This is a genomic window from Pseudoalteromonas luteoviolacea S2607 (genome assembly GCF_001625575.1).
GTDB classification, from domain to species: Bacteria; Pseudomonadota; Gammaproteobacteria; order Enterobacterales; family Alteromonadaceae; genus Pseudoalteromonas; species Pseudoalteromonas luteoviolacea_E.
In genome coordinates, this window is sequence record NZ_AUXV01000004.1 from 98,885 (window position 1) to 116,243 (window position 17,359).

The window sequence follows — 17,359 nt, forward strand, 5'->3', positions numbered from 1 at the left end:
TTTACATTTTAGGTAGCAAGCATTAAATTGAAATAGCAAATATAAAACAATAATAAAGGAGTTTGCGGTGGAACTATCACTCAATAAGAAAAGTATCAAAAGACTGTCAGAAAGCAAAAAATCACTCATTAAAGGGCAAACAAAAGAGGTCGCTGGTGGTGTAAATGCTGCTGGTTTTCGTACTGCTGCTGGTTGCACTAGTTACGCACGTTGTCACTAATTTAGATGAGTTGAACAGTTAATGAAAAAGGCGTCCATTAGGGCGCTTTTTTGTGGTGCAAATGTATAGGGATTGCAGTGGTGAATGACAGTTATCGAATTGAAATAAAAGATAAATTTATGGTGCTTGGTGATGGGGCTAAGCGTGATGTGGAGTGTGATTTTCACATCGAAATAAGAAGTGATGAATTAGGTAAATATCTAGTCGTATTTAAAAGTGGATTTCACGGTTTCTTAAACTCATGCCCAGGTATTGGCGAGCTGGCGAATATGCTCCCTAATTGTACCAATCAACTATCAGAGTTTCTCGTGATAGATGAACCAGAAGAAGGACTTGTATTGGCCAAAAATACGCTTTATAACGACGCACTTTTACTGATATTAGAGGAGCTGGCGAGGTATTCAGGAGAACCTGTCGAAACTCTTTTTGAACTAATTCAATCGCAATTACTTAGAGACCTTAATATCATTTTATTGAGAGATAGCCATGAACTTGATCAGCCTGTTGGCGAGTACTTAGTATTTGAAAGTATTAATCGTGAAAGTGTGCTTCGTGTGAAACAAGATGAATCCAGTAAAACGATTGAAACGATTGATATTAAGAGACTTATTGGCACTGATGAAAACAGTGAGTTTGAATTGCTTAAGCATGATCGATGGTTAGCGCCTGCTGGTGAGCGCAGGTATAAAAACACAGGGCTTAACTACACGAAATATTGCATCGATGAAAATGAAAGTTTAGAGCGATACGAATTTGTACATCAGTCGGTTTCTTCCCAGCAGAATAAAAATCTGAGCAGGTGCATTGAGCGCTTAAAGTGATTGTCATAGCCAACTAAATAGCTGATTAATTTAGTGCTTTGCTATAAAATCCAGAATATTGTTTGGCTAATCGCGTTGGGATTATTTAAGGTGTGGCTCAAAAATAAAGTTTTAGAAGGGGCAGCTGTTGTACTTGAACCGATTAAAATGGCTCATGTAGAGCCATTAATGGATGCTGTTAGGGATGGCAGTAGTTGGAGGTTATGGTACGCATCAGTCCCGTCACCAGAGAAAATGTTTGGGTATGTTGAAAAGGCGGTAGAGTCAGCAAAAAATGGTGCGCCAGCTTTTGTTGTCAAAACGCGTATTGATAATAAAATAGTCGGTACAACTCGATTTTACGACGTGCGTGCTCAACATCGCAGAGCTGCAATTGGCTACACTTGGTATGCAGATGCGGTGAAAAGAACAGTCGTTAATTCTGAGAGTAAATACTTACTTATGGAATATTTGTTTGAAACGCATGGAGCATTGTCGCTTGAGTTTAAAACACATTTTTTTAATCAGACTTCTCGCACCGCAATCGAGCGTTTGGGTGCTAAACTCGATGGCGTTTTACGTAGTCATCAAGTGATGCCAGACGGGTCCATAAGAGATACTGCAGTCTACTCAATCTTGGCGCATGAATGGCCATCTGTAAGAAACAACTTACTTGCCAAAATTGAGCGCTATTCATAGAAAACCGAAATTTTGTAATCTAGAGTTAATCAAGCCCATGAGCAGTGGGCTAGGTGCTTTTACTAATCTACTAGCTTACGTCCTGCCTCTATAACACTCCTTTAGTGTACATTGTTGTAAATTTGTTAATTGTATGTGTTTTTTGTTTTGTGGGGTAATGGTGTTCTTTCAATCTAGTCGTCATATTATTTTTCATTTAAATTCGCCTATATTTCGTAATCGTCGTCAAAAAAACAAAAAAATTAATAATTTCATGAGGTGTAGAGTATGCTTATGTTTTGTGGAATAAAATGAAAGCAAAAGCGATTGTTTAAACTGTTTTTCGGAACAAATTTCAAAAAGTTGACTTGACATATTATGTCTTGATTGGCACAGTTATCACATAACTCATACAATCAATCCGGTGTAATTTAATTAAAAAGCACCATTTGACATAAGGAATTTCTTACATGGAATTGAATGAGCTTGCGCTAAAACTATCTCAGTATGAAACTGAAGGATCGAGTTTTGAGTCATTTTTTATCAATGATGTTGGTCAAGAAGTACTGCAAGTTATTGTAGATGGAAACGACGAACTTCCAATCTTTGTGACACGCACAGATGAGCAAGTATTGTGTATTTGCTATTTGTTTTCTGAAGAAGAAATCAATGCTGATAAACATGCAGAATTAAACGATACCTTACTACGCCTGAATGTGCCGATGCCGTTGAGCGCATTTGCGAAAATCGACAACAAATATGCCGTTTTTGGCGCGCTCTCAACAAACTCGACAATTGAACAGTTAAGCCATGAAATCATTACTCTAGCTGCTAATTCAATCGATGCGTTAGAAGCTATTAGTGACTATTTAACCGAATAAAAGGAGTATTCAAAATGAGTATTTTAAAGAAGCTATTTACCGCGGTTAAAGGTGGTGTAAACGAAGTTGGTGAAAACATTGTTGATGCCAATGCAATCCTGATTTTTGAGCAAGAAATCAGAGATGCACAAGAAGCGCTTTCAGTAGCAAAGCGCAGCCTAACTGAGGTTATGGCCAAAGAAATGCAGACTACAAGAGCTATCAAAACGTTAGATAGCGAAATTGAAAAACATGAAGGATATGCAGGCCAAGCGCTGGAAAAAGGGGAAGAGTCTCTTGCCCTCGAAATTGCGGGTAAAATTGCTGAGTTTGAACAACAAAAGTCTGAACAGCAAGCGGTGTTAGCTACCTTTACTTCAGGTGTCACTAAATTAAAGCAGCAAGTTAAGCGTGCAGAAAAGACCATTGTAGAAAATCAACGCCAGCTGAGCATGGTGAAAACCACAGAAAGTGTGCAAAAGGCAACCATGGCGGTAAACGACAATATGACGTCAGGTGATTCTGCAATGGCTTCAGCTAAGCAGTCTCTTGAGCGCATCAAGCAACGTCAGATGGACAGACAAGATAAGATGGATGCTGCACAGCAACTAGCTGATGAAAGCAGTGATAAATTTCTACACGACAAGATGCGTGCGGCGGGAATTGGCGAAGAGGCTGCGAAAGGAGCTGATATTTTAGCGCGTATTAAAGCGAAGCAGAGTAAGTAACTGCGATGACCGACAATAAGAACGCTTGGAAAAAGCAAGAGAAAGCGGTACGTGCCACGCAGCTTGCTTTTGACTTAAGCTCTGAAGTGCAAAAGTTTATAAAAAAAAGTGCAATTGATGAAGAACTGACTCCCTCAGATATGATCAGGCGAATTTTGGGACTTGAAATCAAGTCAAAAAAGACGCGCCAGAGGCTCAGTTTTAACTTAAGCGATGAAGAGATAGCGTTGCTCGCCGAGCGGTTTGATATACCAAATGCTGACAAGCGCTTGGTAAAACAAAGAGTCGCAGATCTGCTCATCGAGCATGTTAAAGAAACAAAGTGATTCACTCAGTGAATCGAACTAGTGCATTGCAGTATACGCAGTGGAGGTATACAGAGGCTTATGGACTTTCTTAATACAGTTTTTACTTTTCCGACCGTTGTATTTACGACGCTACTTCTTATTGTAATTGGCTTTTGGGTGATAGCACTGCTGGGCTTTGCTGACATTGATATGTTAGAGGGAGACGTGGAGCTTGAAGCCGATGCTGGTGAATCAATATTTCAAATGGGATTTGGCGGCGTACCACTGACTATCTCAATTAGTCTAAGTGTGCTCATCAGTTGGGTGATCAGCTTTTACTCACATCAATTATTTGAGTATGTGCTAGGTGAAGGAGTGGTCTTTTATCTCCTTGGAGCCGCAGTGATGTTTGGCTGCTTTGTTCTCTCAATTCCGTTTACAGCACTTATGGTGAAGCCGCTCAGACGCTTTTTCGACAGTAAAGAAACCGCGTCTAAAAATGAGTTTATTGGCCTCGAATGCGTCATCGCTACGGGCAAGGTAACAAATAGCTTTGGACAAGCAAAAGTACAATTTCAGGGGACAGAACAGCTCATTGAGGTTCGCTGTGAAGAAGAGAATGAATTTAAACTGGGCGACACGGGATTGCTCATAGAGCACGACGAAACTCGCAATAGTTATGTCGTTGTTGTCAAGCCTTGGTAACAATCTACTAGGATAGTAAATGCTCACAAGCGTAATCATAAATGGCGGTCCAATCAGCATTGGATTGTAAATAAAAGAAACAAATGGTGGCTTTGTTTTGCGTTTAGGTGAAAACAACCAAAACAGAGTTATCTCGGGAAACCAAATATTTAGTTAGGAACACGCATGGAATTTTTAGATAATCTAGGACCTATTTTAACAATCGTTGGCGTTTCAATCGCTGTTATATTTGCGATTATTATGATCATTGGTAAGTTTTATCGAAAAGTGGATCAGGGTCACGCGCTTATCATCAACAAAATGAAGAACGAACCTGATGTGACGACGACTGGTGGTATTGTCTACCCAGTTATTCATAAGATGGAAGTGATGGATATTTCTACCAAGCGCATGGTGCTAGAGCGTAGAGAAAACAGTGGCTTAATTTGTAAAGATAACATTCGAGCTGATATTGCCATTACGTTCTATATCCGTGTAAACGAAAACAAGCAAGATATTCTGCGCGTTGCAAAACAGGTCGGTTGTGCCCGTGCTTCTCAGCCTGAAACCCTACAAGAGCTATTTGAAGCAAAGTTCTCTGAAGCGTTAAAGACGGTTGGTAAGCAAATGAATTTTGAAGAGCTGTTTACTCACCGCAATGAATTCAGAGACGCGATTAAAGAAGTGATTGGTCAGGACTTATCGGGCTACACGTTAGAAGACGTGGCCATTGATTACTTAGAGCAAACTTCCATTCATAAATTGGATGAAAACAATATCCTAGATGCTGAAGGTATTCGTCGCATCACGGAGAAAACGGCTGAACAAAATGTTCAAACAAACCAATTGAAGTGTGATGAGCAAGCGCAAATTGAAATTCAAAATCAAGCAGCGCTTGAAAAGTCCCTAGAAATTGAGCGTCAAAAAGAAGATGCCAAAGCAAAGCAGCAGCGCGAGATTGAAACTGTGCGTGCGAGAGAGTCGGCAGAAGCTGAGCGCGTTAAACAAGAAGAACGCATGAAAGCAGAAGATGCGCGACTTAAAGCAGACGAAGCGCTTGAAATTGCAGAGCAAAACAAACAGCGTGAGATTGATATCGCTGAACAAAACCGCCTTCGTGTACTTGCAATCGAAGAGGAAAAAGTTGCCCGTTCTCGCGAAATCGAGGTGATTGAGCGCGAGAAAGAAACTGAAATCATGCGCATCAATAAAGAAAAAGCACTAGAGGTTGAGCGTAAAGAAATCGCTGAGGTGCAGCGTGACAGAGTGGCTGTTGAGAAAACCGTTGCTGAAGAACAAGAACGTATTAAAGATGTTCAAACTCTGGCTGCTGCTGAGCGTGAGAAAGAAGCCATTGTCATTCGAGCGAAAGCAGAAGCTGAAGAAGCACTAGTAAAAGATATTGAAGCAGCCAAAGCGCAAGAACAGGCGGCTGAGTTCAAGGCACGTGAACTGGAGAAAATGGCCGAGGCAGAGCTGCGTATTGCTAACCAAAGCGCAGAGTCTAAGAAGATCCTTGCAGAAGCTGAGCAAGTTGAAAAAGCGGCTTCTGGACTGGCTGAAGCTGAAGTTATCAAAGCTAAAGCTGAAGCAAATGCAAAGCAAGGTGAAACTGAAGCACAAGTACTAGAGCAAAAACTGGCGGCAGAAGCGAAAGGTAAGCGAGACATTGGCTTTGCAGAAGCTGAAGTACAAACGGCGATGGCTGAGTCAATTGAGAAGCAAGGTGAAGCAGAGGCGATTACTTTAGAGCGCCGTATGACAGCCGAAGCGAAAGGTCTTGAAGAGAAGCTTGAAGCGCTAAATGCGATGGACAAAGACGCGAGAGATTATGAAGGCTTTACGCTGAAACTGAATCAGCAAAAAGAGCTAACTTTGGCTAAATTAGAAACAGAGAAAGAAATTGCCGCACATCAATCTGAGATCTTAGCGAAAACGCTAGGCAATGCAGATATCAATATCATGGGTGGTGACGGTCAATTCTTTAACCAGTTTATGAAGGCCATTACGCTAGGTAAATCAATTGATGGTCTCGTGGGTGAAAGTGACACAGTACAAACGTTATTTAAAGATCACCTAGCAGGTGAAAGAAACATCATGGATGACTTAAAAGGGGTGTTAAGTGGTGCAAATGCGTCGTCAGAGACAATGAAAAACGTTGCAATGAGTAAGTTTTTTCAGCAACTAGGCAACACTTCAGATGCTGAAAAACAACAATTATTAGCGATGTTAGGCAACACCTTAAATGGTAATGCCAAGTCTGTTGGTCAGTCAGAAGGCCAAGAATAAACTCAGCAGACGTATTCTGGGTGGGCGGCCAAACGCTCACCCTGCTTACCTTTCCATTTACCTTCCGTGTACAACAGGACAGTAAACTATGACGGATTCTGCAAACAATGCCGCACTTGAACAAGGCTCTTACGACCTAATCAAGCGCCGATTGAGCAACTCAGGTGCTCAGCTTCGCAAAGACGTTGACACCTTAAATCAAAACCGAATTGACACATTTGGCAGCACCGAGATCAAAGTAAAAGGGCGTGCCAGAGTAAGAACCGAACATAACTGTATCCCTCGTGATATCGTACTGATTGGCGATAAATTGATATTTGCCTACAACGTTTTCTTAGGCCTCAAAAAAAATATTCATGTCAGCGATGTATTTAGTGTTCAAAAACTAGTTTATCAGGATGACCACTATGAAGTTGAAGACTACCCGAGTGAAACAAAATTTCTGACTGATAATCGCTTTTTGCGCGATTTTGAAGAGCTCTATACTTATTATAAAGAAACGCACCTTCAACACTTATATCAGCAAAATGGTAAACTGTTCGCTGTATTTCAGATTGGCGATAAACTCACTGATGTACGAGTATTTCGTTGGGAAATCGCTGCGGATAATACCCTAGATTACATTGATAACCGTGGCGAGCGAGATATCAAGGGTAATCAAGACTATGATTTCGAATGGATAAAGACCGATCGCTCTGATCATGTTGAGGGACGCCACCCACATATTAATATTCTTGACCGTGTTTTTGTTGAAACGGTTGGTGGCGACTTAACCATTAAAATTGAAAGCAACACAGAAAGTGGCGAAGGGATCTATGCAGAACCCGTTGATGATAAAAATCAATCGCTGGCAGATTGTGAAGTTGAGTACGCGCAGCTGGGTGAAATCATTCTGCTGAAGGTGCTGCCATATCGAGAAAAAGTATGGCGCCACTATATTTTCAACTGCATTACTCAAAAAGTGATTCGCCAAGATGCAATTTCAGATGCATGTGTGCAGTTGCCCGACGATCATGGTGTGATTTATCCGGGTGGCTACTACTTGCAGTCTGGACAAACACGGCATTTTGATGACCAAATTGAAAATTTAGAGTTTCATAAACAAATCAAGTCGCCTAACGGCGAAGATGTATTGTACGTTTTTTATGAGCCGACAGAAGGTCGTTACGCGTTGTTTGCGTATAACCTTATTGAGAAAAATCTCCAAAATCCGATTTACTGTCATGGTTATGGCGTATATGACGATGGCTTAACTATCACGTTCAAAGCCGAAAAAGAAGAAGCAGAACGAGTACACCCGATTCAGGTTTGGGATAGCCCATTTTGCTCGGTAGAGTATGCGGCCAATGCTCCGACGCCAACAAGTATGCTGGGCAAGATTGGTAACCCAGATTTGGTCCGCGGGATCTCAGATCTGTACAGCGTATGTAAAGCGATCAGTGAACAAAACCCGAACGTGTCTCACTACGAAAGCCTTATCTCCCTCACGCGCAGTATATTAGACAGATATCACTGGTTGGTTGAAAGCGATTTCGCAGCACTCAATGGGCAGCTTCATGAAATCTTTGAAACTTCAGAGCAAGTGCTGGATGAATTTGAAAAAGTAAGTCAAATTCAAGAGACGGCCAAAAAAGCATTGGCTGATATTCAAGCTCAATATAAAGATACCACCAAAGAAATACGTCCAGATAGCTTTAAACTTGCCACCGAATTTGTCACCGGTCTTGAGTCTTTAAAACAGCTCAAAGGTAAGATTATTAGTCTCGAAGAAGTTAAATATATCAATCTGGAGGCGCTTGGTGAACTGCAACAGCAGTTGGACGAAAAAACACTCGACTTAAGCCAGGCAACTGCGCAGTTCTTACAGCAAGATACAGCATTAGCGCCCTATCACGAAAAGTTGGATGAGCTGACTGAACTGAGCGAAAAAAGTGACAGCGTCACTGAATTAAATGGCTTTTTGGAAGCGCTTGATACGCTGGGTGGAGAGCTGGACCTACTCAATCACACAATGCTTGACCTTGAAATAGATGACAGCCGAGTTAGGACTCAAATCTTAGAAGATGTCAGTGGGGTCTATGCGCTGGTCAATCGAGCCAAAGCCAGTATCGAAATTCGCAGAAAGAGCTTAGGTAGCGTTGAAGCCAAAGCCGAATTTGCGGCTCGTTTCAAGCTGTTCAGCCAAAGCATTACCAGTAGCTTAAATAATGCACGTACACCAGAACAATGCGATGAGCAATTATCTCGTTTGTTAATTCAGCTAGAAGAACTGGAGTCACAGTTTAGCGAATACGATGAATATCTCGCTGAAATCATGGCTAAGCGTGATGATGTTTATGAAAGTTTTGAAGCGCATAAACAGCAACTGATAGATGAAAGGCAGCGCAGAGCGCTAAACCTAGCAAATGCCGCAGAGCGAATTCTTCAGGGTGTAACCAGACGGTCTCAAAGCTTTACTGAGATAGACGAGATTAACAGTTACTTTGCGTCGGATCCGATGATCAGCAAGTTGCGTAGTTTGACTCAAGAACTCAAAGAGCTAGGCGATGAGATCAAGGCTGACGATATCCAAGCGAAACTGAAAGCGTGTAAAGATCAAGGCATACGTTCACTGCGAGATAAGCAGGATATATATAGCGATGGTGGAAACTCGGTCAAAATTGGTAAACACAGCTTTGGTGTGAACAAACAGTTGTTAGACCTCACTTTGCTACCTCGTGATGAAGACTTGATGTTCCATTTGACTGGTACAGAGTACTTCGAGTCAATTCAAGACAACCAGGTTCGCGAAAAATTACTCACTTATCGCCCTTATTGGCAGCAAAACTTAGTTTCTGAAAACCACGAGATTTATCGCGGTGAGTTCTTAGCAGCCCAAGTATTGAAAGCTGCGAATGAAGCTGATCATAGTCTGACTTTTACTGAACTAGAGAGAGCAATCCAAGAAGAGCGCATTTTGCCGCTGGTGCAAAAATTTGCTGAACCTCGCTATCAGGAAGGCTATGAAAAAGGCATTCATGATCATGATGCAGCGATGATATTGAGTAACTTACTGGGGCAAAAGAAAGCCTTGGGACTACTTATTTATCCAAGCTCAGCACGCATTGTGGCACAGTTGTTTTTCTGCCAAATTGAGCCCCAAATACAGGCTAAGTGGACAGAGCAATCAAAGCAAGCTGAGTTAATGTCTCGCATGCTCGGAGATACGCGTTTCCAAGCCCAACTCGTAGATGCTTTGAGTCTTGAAATCGAAGCCTTTGCGAGCACACAATTAGTAAAGTACTTGGCTTACTTACCTAAGCTCTCTGCTAATTTGAGCGCAGAGTACCTAGTTAAAGAACTTGCAAATCAGCAAAAAGACGTCTGTTTCGTAATGTCTGATAAAGTTAAGAAAGTATCTGAGCAGTTTACGAGTGTGGCCAAAACCAAAGGGTTCACAAAGTCTCTCAACGAGACACTGAGTACGCTCGCATGTTTGCAAGAGCAAGCGATTATGATGGCCAGCTGGTTAAATGCCTATGGACTGCAGCAAGCTTCCAACACCGAAATTGCTCAAGATGTCTTGCTTGAAGCTGCGAACGTATTACTTTTACAGCACCTTGAGGTTGCCAAGTTTGTTGCTCAAGACGTCGCTATTTCTAACTCTATTAATGGGTTGCTTGGGCAACATAGCAGAATTGATGAACAAGCACTCTCTTTGGATTACTCAGAATTTTATGCGCGAACGTCGGATTATCTCCAACATCATGCCGCTGGATTTACGCATTATCATGCAATTAAATCTGAGATTCTGGTGGAGCAGAAAGCGCGTCTACAGCTTGATGAATTTAAGCCCAGACCGCTGAGCTCATTTGTTCGTAATCAGCTTATCGACAAAGTGTATTTTCCAATTATTGGAGATAACCTCGCCAAGCAAATTGGTGCGTCAGGTAGTAATAAGCGAACAGATTTGATGGGTATGTTATTGCTTATTTCACCACCAGGTTATGGTAAGACGACGCTCATAGAATATGTTGCAAACCGGTTGGGTTTGACCTTTGTTAAAGTGAACTGTCCGTCTATTGGCCACGATCAGGTTTCACTGGATCCGGCGCAAGCGATCAATGCCACGGCTGCAAAAGAAATTGAGAAAATCAATCAGAGCTTTGAGATGGGCAACAATGTCATGCTCTACTTGGATGACATTCAGCATACTAACCCAGAGTTTTTGCAGAAGTTTATTTCACTGTGTGATGGCTCAAGACGCATTGACGGCGTTTGGAATGGACGAAGTAAAACCTATGACTTGCGCGGTAAAAAGTTTGCGGTCGTGATGGCGGGTAACCCGTACACTGAGTCGGGTGAAAGCTTTAAAATTCCAGACATGTTGGCGAACCGTGCCGATATTTACAATTTGGGTGATACCTTGTCTGGGTGTGAGCAGGAGTTTGCAATGAGCTTCATAGAAAATGCGCTGACATCTAATGCAGTTCTTGCGCCTTTGGCTAACCGCAATATGGCGGACTTGTATAAGTTAGTTAGGATCAGTGAAGGAGAAGACATTTCATTAAATGAGCTGGAACATAACTACTCTCAAGCACAGGCAAATGAAATTGTCTCAGTATTACAAAAACTGATCACCATCAGAAATACAGTGCTGAAAGTCAATGCGCAATACATTGCCTCTGCGGCGCAAGATGATGATTACCGCACTGAACCGCCATTTAAGTTACAGGGGAGCTATCGTAACATGAATAAGATGGCGGAAAAGGTGGTCGCTGCGATGAATGAAGCAGAGCTTGAGAACCTTATTCAAGATCACTACCGCGGTGAAGCGCAAACCCTAAGTAAAGGCAGTGAAGAGAATTTACTGAAGCTGGCTGAGCTAAGGGAGACGTTAACGGATGAAGATCGCACAAGATGGGAGCAAATTTTAGCGGACTATGCGCTCTTAAATAGAGCAAATGATGCGGGTAGTCCGGTATTGTTAGCAGTTGAGCAATTAGGTGAGCTAAATGCGTCATTATCGAGCATTGCAACAAAGCTAGATAAAGAGCAGTTAAGTCATGATTACTCTGCTTTGCTCGAAAGCTTGACGAGCACGGTGAAAACTCAGGATCTTAAGCCAAGCATTGAGACGCTTGCTAAAACACTCGATAAAGGTGTACAGCATTCACCTTTAACAGCGTCATTTGAAAAGCTGACCGAATTGCTGGGTAATCAGCACGGTGAATTGCTGAAGCAAAAAACGCAGAATGCTGAGCATGCGATGGACAAGCAAGATGTATTATTCACGCGATTAGGTAGCGAACTTAATCAGGTGTCACAAGCATTAGCGAAGCAAACAAAGCTACAGCAAGTGCAAGTTGAACAAGTGAAACAAAAAGAGGTGGATGCCGCGGATACGCAACAGGTACATTCTGAACAGGTCGGTCTGGTGGTGTCTAAAGTCAGTGATGCATTGAACAAGCTTTGTGAGTCGCAACAAACGCAGGTCGAGCATGCTAAAAAGCAAGAATCAGTTCGTGAGAGTATCATTGAACAGTTGGCTAAAATAGCCCTTTTACATGAAGCGCAAAACCCAGCTCAGCACCAAGAAAAGCAAGCAGAGCTGCTATCGCAAATCAATGAATCTTTACAAGACGTAGCGTCTCAGCAAGGGACACAGCAGCGTATCACGGAGCTGACCGAGCGACTAGCTCAGTCTCAAAGTACACTAGAGTCGCAACTTGTTAATGTGCTTAAAGAAAATCAAGCATTTAGCGCTGAACAATTGCAAAATGTGCTAGATGTTCAGCAACAAAGTCAGGAAGCGTTTTCGATCAAAGTTGAAGCTCAAAGCACGGCGCTAGAGCAGTTGATAACACAGGTTGTACAAGTGAGCGAAATGGCGACTGCGCGTCAAACTACCCCAAGTGATGAGGTTGCGATTGCACTGAGTGAGTTAGTCAATAACACGCTGCCGCAGCTGGCTGCGAGTGCAAACGAACCAAATGGACTCGACCCCGAACTTGGCCGTAAGGTGGATGTAATCTTGGAGCGCCTTGCGCGAATAGAGCGCATGCCATCAAGCAGTCAAACCTCGGCTCAAGGTGGGGATAATCCTTATATGCTTTAACGCACTAGGGAATAAAAAAGCCGGCTGTTTAGCCGGCTTTTTTGCATCTCAAGTACAACTAAAGGTGCTCTTAAGCGGTTTTGGCTCAACTATTTTCTTTTCCTTTCTCGACTTGTTCCTTTCCCAGTTTTGTTTTTCAGTCCCATAACTGGGATAAGAAATTGGCTATAAAATAGTAAAAAGCATTTAAAAACATGTACTTATATTTTGGTATGCATTTCGCTTTTATCCATTTTAATTTTGATCAGTAAGGGCGAGTATGAATATCAAAGACTCTCTAGCAAAGAATAAAAAGCGTGTGCTGCCAGTTAAAGGAAGTGCACTAGGTGTGGTGAGTGCACTTTTGTGTTTGGCCTTAGTATTTACAGACTATCAAGGGGAAAGTGTTGAGTATCAAAATGTGGTGTTTGCACAAGTACAGAGTGGGCCTCTTGAATTAGTTGTTTCTGGCTATGGACATTTACGTTCTAAACATAGCCGTTTTATCACTTCAAGTCGTTTGGCACAGGTTGAAGAGGTCCTTTTGCTACCTGGTAGCCGTGTGACTGCTGAGTCAATCATCATGCGTTTATCTAACCCCAGTCTTCAGCAGGCTTTGATGCGCAGTCGATTAGCATTGGCAAGGCAAACAGCGAGTTTTGAAGCGTTGAATTTAAGTCAAAAAAGTGAGCTGTTGTCTCAACAAGGCCAACTGACATTGTTGAATAGTGAGTTGGTCAATGCGCAATTAAGAGAAGAAGCAGAAGCAAAGCTGATCTCTAGCGGTATTGTTTCAGCGCTAGACCATAGGCGATCTGAGTTGGCGGTTCAACAGCTCAGTGAGCGGGTTGAACTCGCGAAACAGCAACTTGAGCAAACTAGAGCGTTGCATGCTCAGCGACTGAATGTAGAGCAAAAATTAATCAATGAACTAGAGCTGAGCTATCAAGCTGCAAAAGAAGATGTCGACAAGTTAGAAGTGAGGGCGGGCATTGATGGCATGCTGATGGAAGTAAATATCGAACAAGGGCAATCAGTGCAAATTGGTGCACCTCTGGCCTTAGTAGGCAGCGAGCGCGCGTTGTTAGCAGACCTTCAAGTACCAGAAAAGCAAGCAAGTCGAGTCGAAATCGGACAACTAGGCACGATTAATACTTTCAGTGGGGAGGTGAGTGCAAAGGTAAACCGTATTGACCCCGTGGTAAGAGAAGGGCGGATTTTAGTTGAGCTTGAATTGATAGGGGAGCTGCCAGACAACGCGCGTCCGGCGCTATCGATTGAAGGAAAAGTGATCACAGAAAAACGTACATCAGCACTTTCTATTCAAAAGCCGAGTTATGTCTCTGAGCAAAGTAGTAGCGCAATGTTTGTTCTTAATCCAGACACAAATCAACTAGTTAAAACTCAATTAGAGTTTGGTAAACTCGCAGGCAACGCCATCGAAATTCGATCTGGTGTAAAGGCCGGCGAGCAAGTCGTAATTTCGGATATGTCTGACTTTAAACATCTCGCACAAATAACAATAAATCATCAGTAATAAAGGAATCTATCATGGCTAACACACCTGTAATCGAGTTAATCAATGTATCAAAAGTCTATGTCAGTGGTGGTGTTGAAACACACGCACTGAGTGATATTAATTTAAGTATTCACCAAGGCGATTATGTGGCCATCAGCGGCCCGTCAGGCTGCGGAAAATCGACTCTATTAAGTTTGATGGGGCTACTGGATGACATTACCGAAGGGTGTTACAAAATCGAGGGCGTGGACACACAAAGCCTTGATATGGACACTTTGGCTGAACTCAGAAATTTACATATTGGGTTTATTTTCCAGTCATTCAACTTGATTGATGAACTGAGTGTATTTGACAACGTAGCATTGCCTTTGATCTATCGAGAGCAATCGTTAAGCCAACAAGACATCGCGGACAGGGTCAATAAAGCACTGTCACAGGTAGAAATAGCCCACCGCTCACAGCACAAGCCCAATCAATTATCTGGTGGCCAACAGCAGCGGGTAGCCATTGCTCGTGCACTTGCTGGGGAGCCGAGTATTTTACTCGTGGATGAACCAACCGGTAACTTAGATTCAAAGAATGGTGATGCTGTCATGGCTATTTTAGACCGCTTAAATGAGCAAGGCACGACCATCTGCATGGTAACGCATGATCCGCGCTATGCAGGCTATGCGAAGCGACAGATTAAATTGCTAGATGGTGAAGTACTGCAGGATCAATCTTTAGCTCAACAAGCCAATGACTACCACACGGAGGAGGTGTTATGAACCTAATCCGTTTCAATAATCAATTAAAGCTAGCTATTCAGTCACTGCGTCAGGCAAAAGGGTTTTCCAGCGCAATTGTCCTAACTTTGTCACTGACATTGGCCTGTTTCTTTGTCGTAATGAGTTTGGTAAGCAGCTATTTTGTAAAACCACTCAATGTAGAAAATGAACAGCGTTTGGTGATTGTCGAGCAAGACAATGTCTATGAGGATAATAACAGTCCAGGGTATCAAAGCTACCAGTCTATAGAGCACTGGTATAAAAATAATCAAGTGTTTGAAAAGGCAGCGGCGGTTATTTCGGGCCAAAAGATCATTAGAAACTTACCTGGTCAGCCTAAGGTTGAAGTCACTTTTGCATCAGATGAATACTATGAACTGTTTAAAATGCCTATCTTACTTGGCAGGCATACTGATGCTGTGAGTCATTTGGGTGAAAAGCGGCAGGAAGTGGTTATATCTTACAATTTCTGGCAAAAGTATTTCGACGGTGAAAGTACGGTGATTGGTAAAACGGTTCAAACTAATGATGCACAGTTCACCATTGTTGGAGTCGCAGAAAAAAGTTTTAGTGATCCTTTTATGTTCAATAAGGGTAAAGGGCAAATTTGGTTTAAATTCAGTGCAGATAATCGTTACTACAACGAAGAAAACCCAAGTCCTTGGTACAACCTTTTTGGCACGCTCAAATTGGTGGGCATTTTAAAAGAAGGGGAGACGAATAGTTCTGCTCAAGCGCAACTGCATCAATCGTTGCTGGCAATAAAAGCACAATGGAAAGAAGCATTTCCCAATATAGTAGATTTAGTACCTATTGTGACTAGTTTTAGAAAGGCAGAGCTGGGAGATAATAATTACTTGGCAATTTTACTGTTTGCTGGGGTAGTTGGCTTGGTGTTAATTGCACTGCTTAATGTTAGCAACTTATTTGTCTCGCGCGCTGTGGTAAAGCACAAACAACTTGCACTGCAGGCAGTACTCGGTGCAAAACGTCGGGTGATCTTTCAAAGTATTTTACTTGAGACGTCAGTGCTTATGGTATTGTCAGTTGTCATAGCGCTCTTTTTGGCGGCGTGGGGTATTAAACTTTTTAAAGCGTTAGGCACGGGGTTCTTACCTTTGGTGTCCAGTTTGTCACTTGATTCTATGGTGCTGGTAAGTGCCTTGTTATGTTGTGTTGTGTTTGCTTGGTTATTTGCATGGGTTTCAAGCCGTTTAATTAACTTCTCACAGTTGAGATCTCAAGTGCAGTCTTCAGGCAAAGGCGCAGTTAGCCAGATTAGCGGCAAAACCGTCAAAGTTATGATAGCGGTGCAGTTATTTGTGGCGTCTTGCCTAGTCATTGGTTCAACCATGGTGTTAAGTAAAAGCCTTGAAACGCTTCACAGGCCGCTTGGTAGCGACATTGATAATTTATATGCGGTGCAAATTTATGTGCCTGGATTGGATGAGAATTTGAGCGCGCGATATAAATACATAGAGCTATATCGACAAGCACTGTATCAAATTGACGGTGTTACCAAGGTAGGCCATGGTGGCAGTCCCGTAGAGTACAATATTCGTGCTAGTACGGTCACAGATATGTCGGGCAAAGAAAGCGTGTTTATTCCACAAGCGTGGGTTGGACAAGATTATTTTGACATGACGGGCCTAAAGATAATTGAAGGACGTACTTTCAGTGAAGCTGCACTGCGCGGCGAGAAGCACGAGTTTTTGGTCACAAAAGCAGTGAACGACTTGCTAAAGCCCGGCGGCAGTTTGTTAGGTGAAAAGTTTTTAAGTTTTGACCCCGAAAACCCAGTAGAAGTGGTGGGGATCACGGAAAATTTTAACCACCCTAAATCATTTGGCAAGCACCGTGGTCGTCACTTTTGGTGGGCATCGCAAGCATATGCATTTCCGTACATTGTCAAAATGGAAGAAGGAAAAATCCTAAATCGTGAGCTTGTTTTTCAGGCGGCACACACTGTGGATGAACGTGCTGGACTTTGGAGACTGACAGACTTCGAGAAGGAGTACGACTTGATGACTTATATGGAACGCATCACGCGTAATCTTTGCATCATGTTGGCGTTGTTTACCCTGTTTTTAGCAGGAATTGGTATCTATGGGGTGTTGAGCTATAACTTAGGGCTTCGCCGATATGAGCTAGGTATTCGTATGGCACTGGGTGCGAAAAACAAAAAACTCTACAAGCAGTTATACCAAGACACCATCATTCCGCTAGTGGTTGCATTTGGTTTTGCGGTGACTCTGTGTGTATTAGGTTATAGGCTATTTGGAGAGCAAGTTCAGGATTATATGTTACTCAATCCATTATGGTTATCGGGTGTGTGTATTGGTATATTGGGATTTGCTTTATTTGCGACTTTATATCCAATGAGCAAAGTCTTACGAGCTAAACCAATGGCGTCACTACGTCAGGAATAAAATACTATGGCAGAGAGACTCT

At 42.5% G+C, this 17,359-nt stretch carries 12 protein-coding genes; all 12 read left to right on the forward strand.

The genetic code is table 11. The annotated features are described in order from the left end of the window. Window positions 1–67: 67 nt before the first annotated feature. The 12 genes from N480_RS25225 (at window position 68) to N480_RS04440 (ending at window position 17,337) form a co-directional block, all read left to right on the forward strand. Window positions 68–220 carry a hypothetical protein gene (locus N480_RS25225; RefSeq protein WP_155732760.1) on the forward strand — a complete coding sequence of 51 codons (153 nt, stop codon included), beginning with the start codon at window positions 68–70 and terminating at the stop codon, window positions 218–220. A gap of 77 nt (window positions 221–297) precedes the next feature. Further along, on the forward strand, window positions 298–1,041 hold the full coding sequence (locus tag N480_RS04390) for a hypothetical protein (protein WP_063371327.1): 744 nt from the start codon (window positions 298–300) through the stop codon (window positions 1,039–1,041). A 90-nt stretch (window positions 1,042–1,131) separates the two neighbouring features. Then, window positions 1,132–1,719: a GNAT family N-acetyltransferase gene (locus tag N480_RS04395; protein WP_063371392.1), complete on the forward strand. Its 588-nt coding sequence runs from the start codon at window positions 1,132–1,134 to the stop codon at window positions 1,717–1,719. A 449-nt stretch (window positions 1,720–2,168) separates the two neighbouring features. Beyond that, the gene (locus tag N480_RS04400; protein ID WP_063371328.1) at window positions 2,169–2,579 is read left to right on the forward strand and encodes a YjfI family protein; all 411 of its coding nucleotides are present in this window, start codon (window positions 2,169–2,171) and stop codon (window positions 2,577–2,579) included. Window positions 2,580–2,593: 14 nt separating this feature from the next. Then, window positions 2,594–3,286: a PspA/IM30 family protein gene (locus N480_RS04405; protein WP_063371329.1), complete on the forward strand. Its 693-nt coding sequence runs from the start codon at window positions 2,594–2,596 to the stop codon at window positions 3,284–3,286. A 5-nt stretch (window positions 3,287–3,291) separates the two neighbouring features. After that, the gene (locus tag N480_RS04410) at window positions 3,292–3,612 is read left to right on the forward strand and encodes a hypothetical protein (RefSeq protein WP_063371330.1); all 321 of its coding nucleotides are present in this window, start codon (window positions 3,292–3,294) and stop codon (window positions 3,610–3,612) included. A gap of 60 nt (window positions 3,613–3,672) precedes the next feature. Continuing rightward, window positions 3,673–4,278 carry an OB-fold-containig protein gene (locus N480_RS04415; RefSeq protein WP_063371331.1) on the forward strand — a complete coding sequence of 202 codons (606 nt, stop codon included), beginning with the start codon at window positions 3,673–3,675 and terminating at the stop codon, window positions 4,276–4,278. Window positions 4,279–4,443: 165 nt separating this feature from the next. After that, window positions 4,444–6,546, forward strand: coding sequence for an SPFH domain-containing protein (locus N480_RS04420; RefSeq protein ID WP_063371332.1), 2,103 nt, complete (start codon window positions 4,444–4,446; stop codon window positions 6,544–6,546). An 88-nt stretch (window positions 6,547–6,634) separates the two neighbouring features. Continuing rightward, the gene (locus tag N480_RS04425; protein ID WP_081231740.1) at window positions 6,635–12,643 is read left to right on the forward strand and encodes a DNA repair ATPase; all 6,009 of its coding nucleotides are present in this window, start codon (window positions 6,635–6,637) and stop codon (window positions 12,641–12,643) included. Window positions 12,644–12,902: 259 nt separating this feature from the next. Beyond that, entirely contained in the window at window positions 12,903–14,159 is a 1,257-nt protein-coding gene (locus tag N480_RS04430) for an efflux RND transporter periplasmic adaptor subunit (protein WP_063371333.1), read from the forward strand. Between the two features lie 14 nt (window positions 14,160–14,173). Next, on the forward strand, window positions 14,174–14,908 hold the full coding sequence (locus N480_RS04435; protein WP_063371334.1) for an ABC transporter ATP-binding protein: 735 nt from the start codon (window positions 14,174–14,176) through the stop codon (window positions 14,906–14,908). After that, complete coding sequence (locus tag N480_RS04440) at window positions 14,905–17,337, forward strand: ABC transporter permease (protein ID WP_063371335.1); 2,433 nt, start codon at window positions 14,905–14,907, stop codon at window positions 17,335–17,337. The genes N480_RS04435 and N480_RS04440 overlap by 4 nt, the downstream gene beginning before the upstream one ends. Window positions 17,338–17,359: the final 22 nt, after the last annotated feature.

Bases quoted from the DNA above. Each gene is read 5' to 3' on its own strand.
- N480_RS04440 (WP_063371335.1), top strand. From the start codon at position 14,905: ATGAACCTAATCCGTTTCAATAATCAATTAAAGCTAGCTATTCAGTCA.
- N480_RS04400 (WP_063371328.1), top strand. From the start codon at position 2,169: ATGGAATTGAATGAGCTTGCGCTAAAACTATCTCAGTATGAAACTGAA.
- N480_RS04405 (WP_063371329.1), top strand. From the start codon at position 2,594: ATGAGTATTTTAAAGAAGCTATTTACCGCGGTTAAAGGTGGTGTAAAC.
- N480_RS04420 (WP_063371332.1), top strand. From the start codon at position 4,444: ATGGAATTTTTAGATAATCTAGGACCTATTTTAACAATCGTTGGCGTT.
- N480_RS04425 (WP_081231740.1), top strand. From the start codon at position 6,635: ATGACGGATTCTGCAAACAATGCCGCACTTGAACAAGGCTCTTACGAC.
- N480_RS04410 (WP_063371330.1), top strand. From the start codon at position 3,292: ATGACCGACAATAAGAACGCTTGGAAAAAGCAAGAGAAAGCGGTACGT.
- N480_RS04415 (WP_063371331.1), top strand. From the start codon at position 3,673: ATGGACTTTCTTAATACAGTTTTTACTTTTCCGACCGTTGTATTTACG.
- N480_RS04430 (WP_063371333.1), top strand. From the start codon at position 12,903: ATGAATATCAAAGACTCTCTAGCAAAGAATAAAAAGCGTGTGCTGCCA.
- N480_RS04435 (WP_063371334.1), top strand. From the start codon at position 14,174: ATGGCTAACACACCTGTAATCGAGTTAATCAATGTATCAAAAGTCTAT.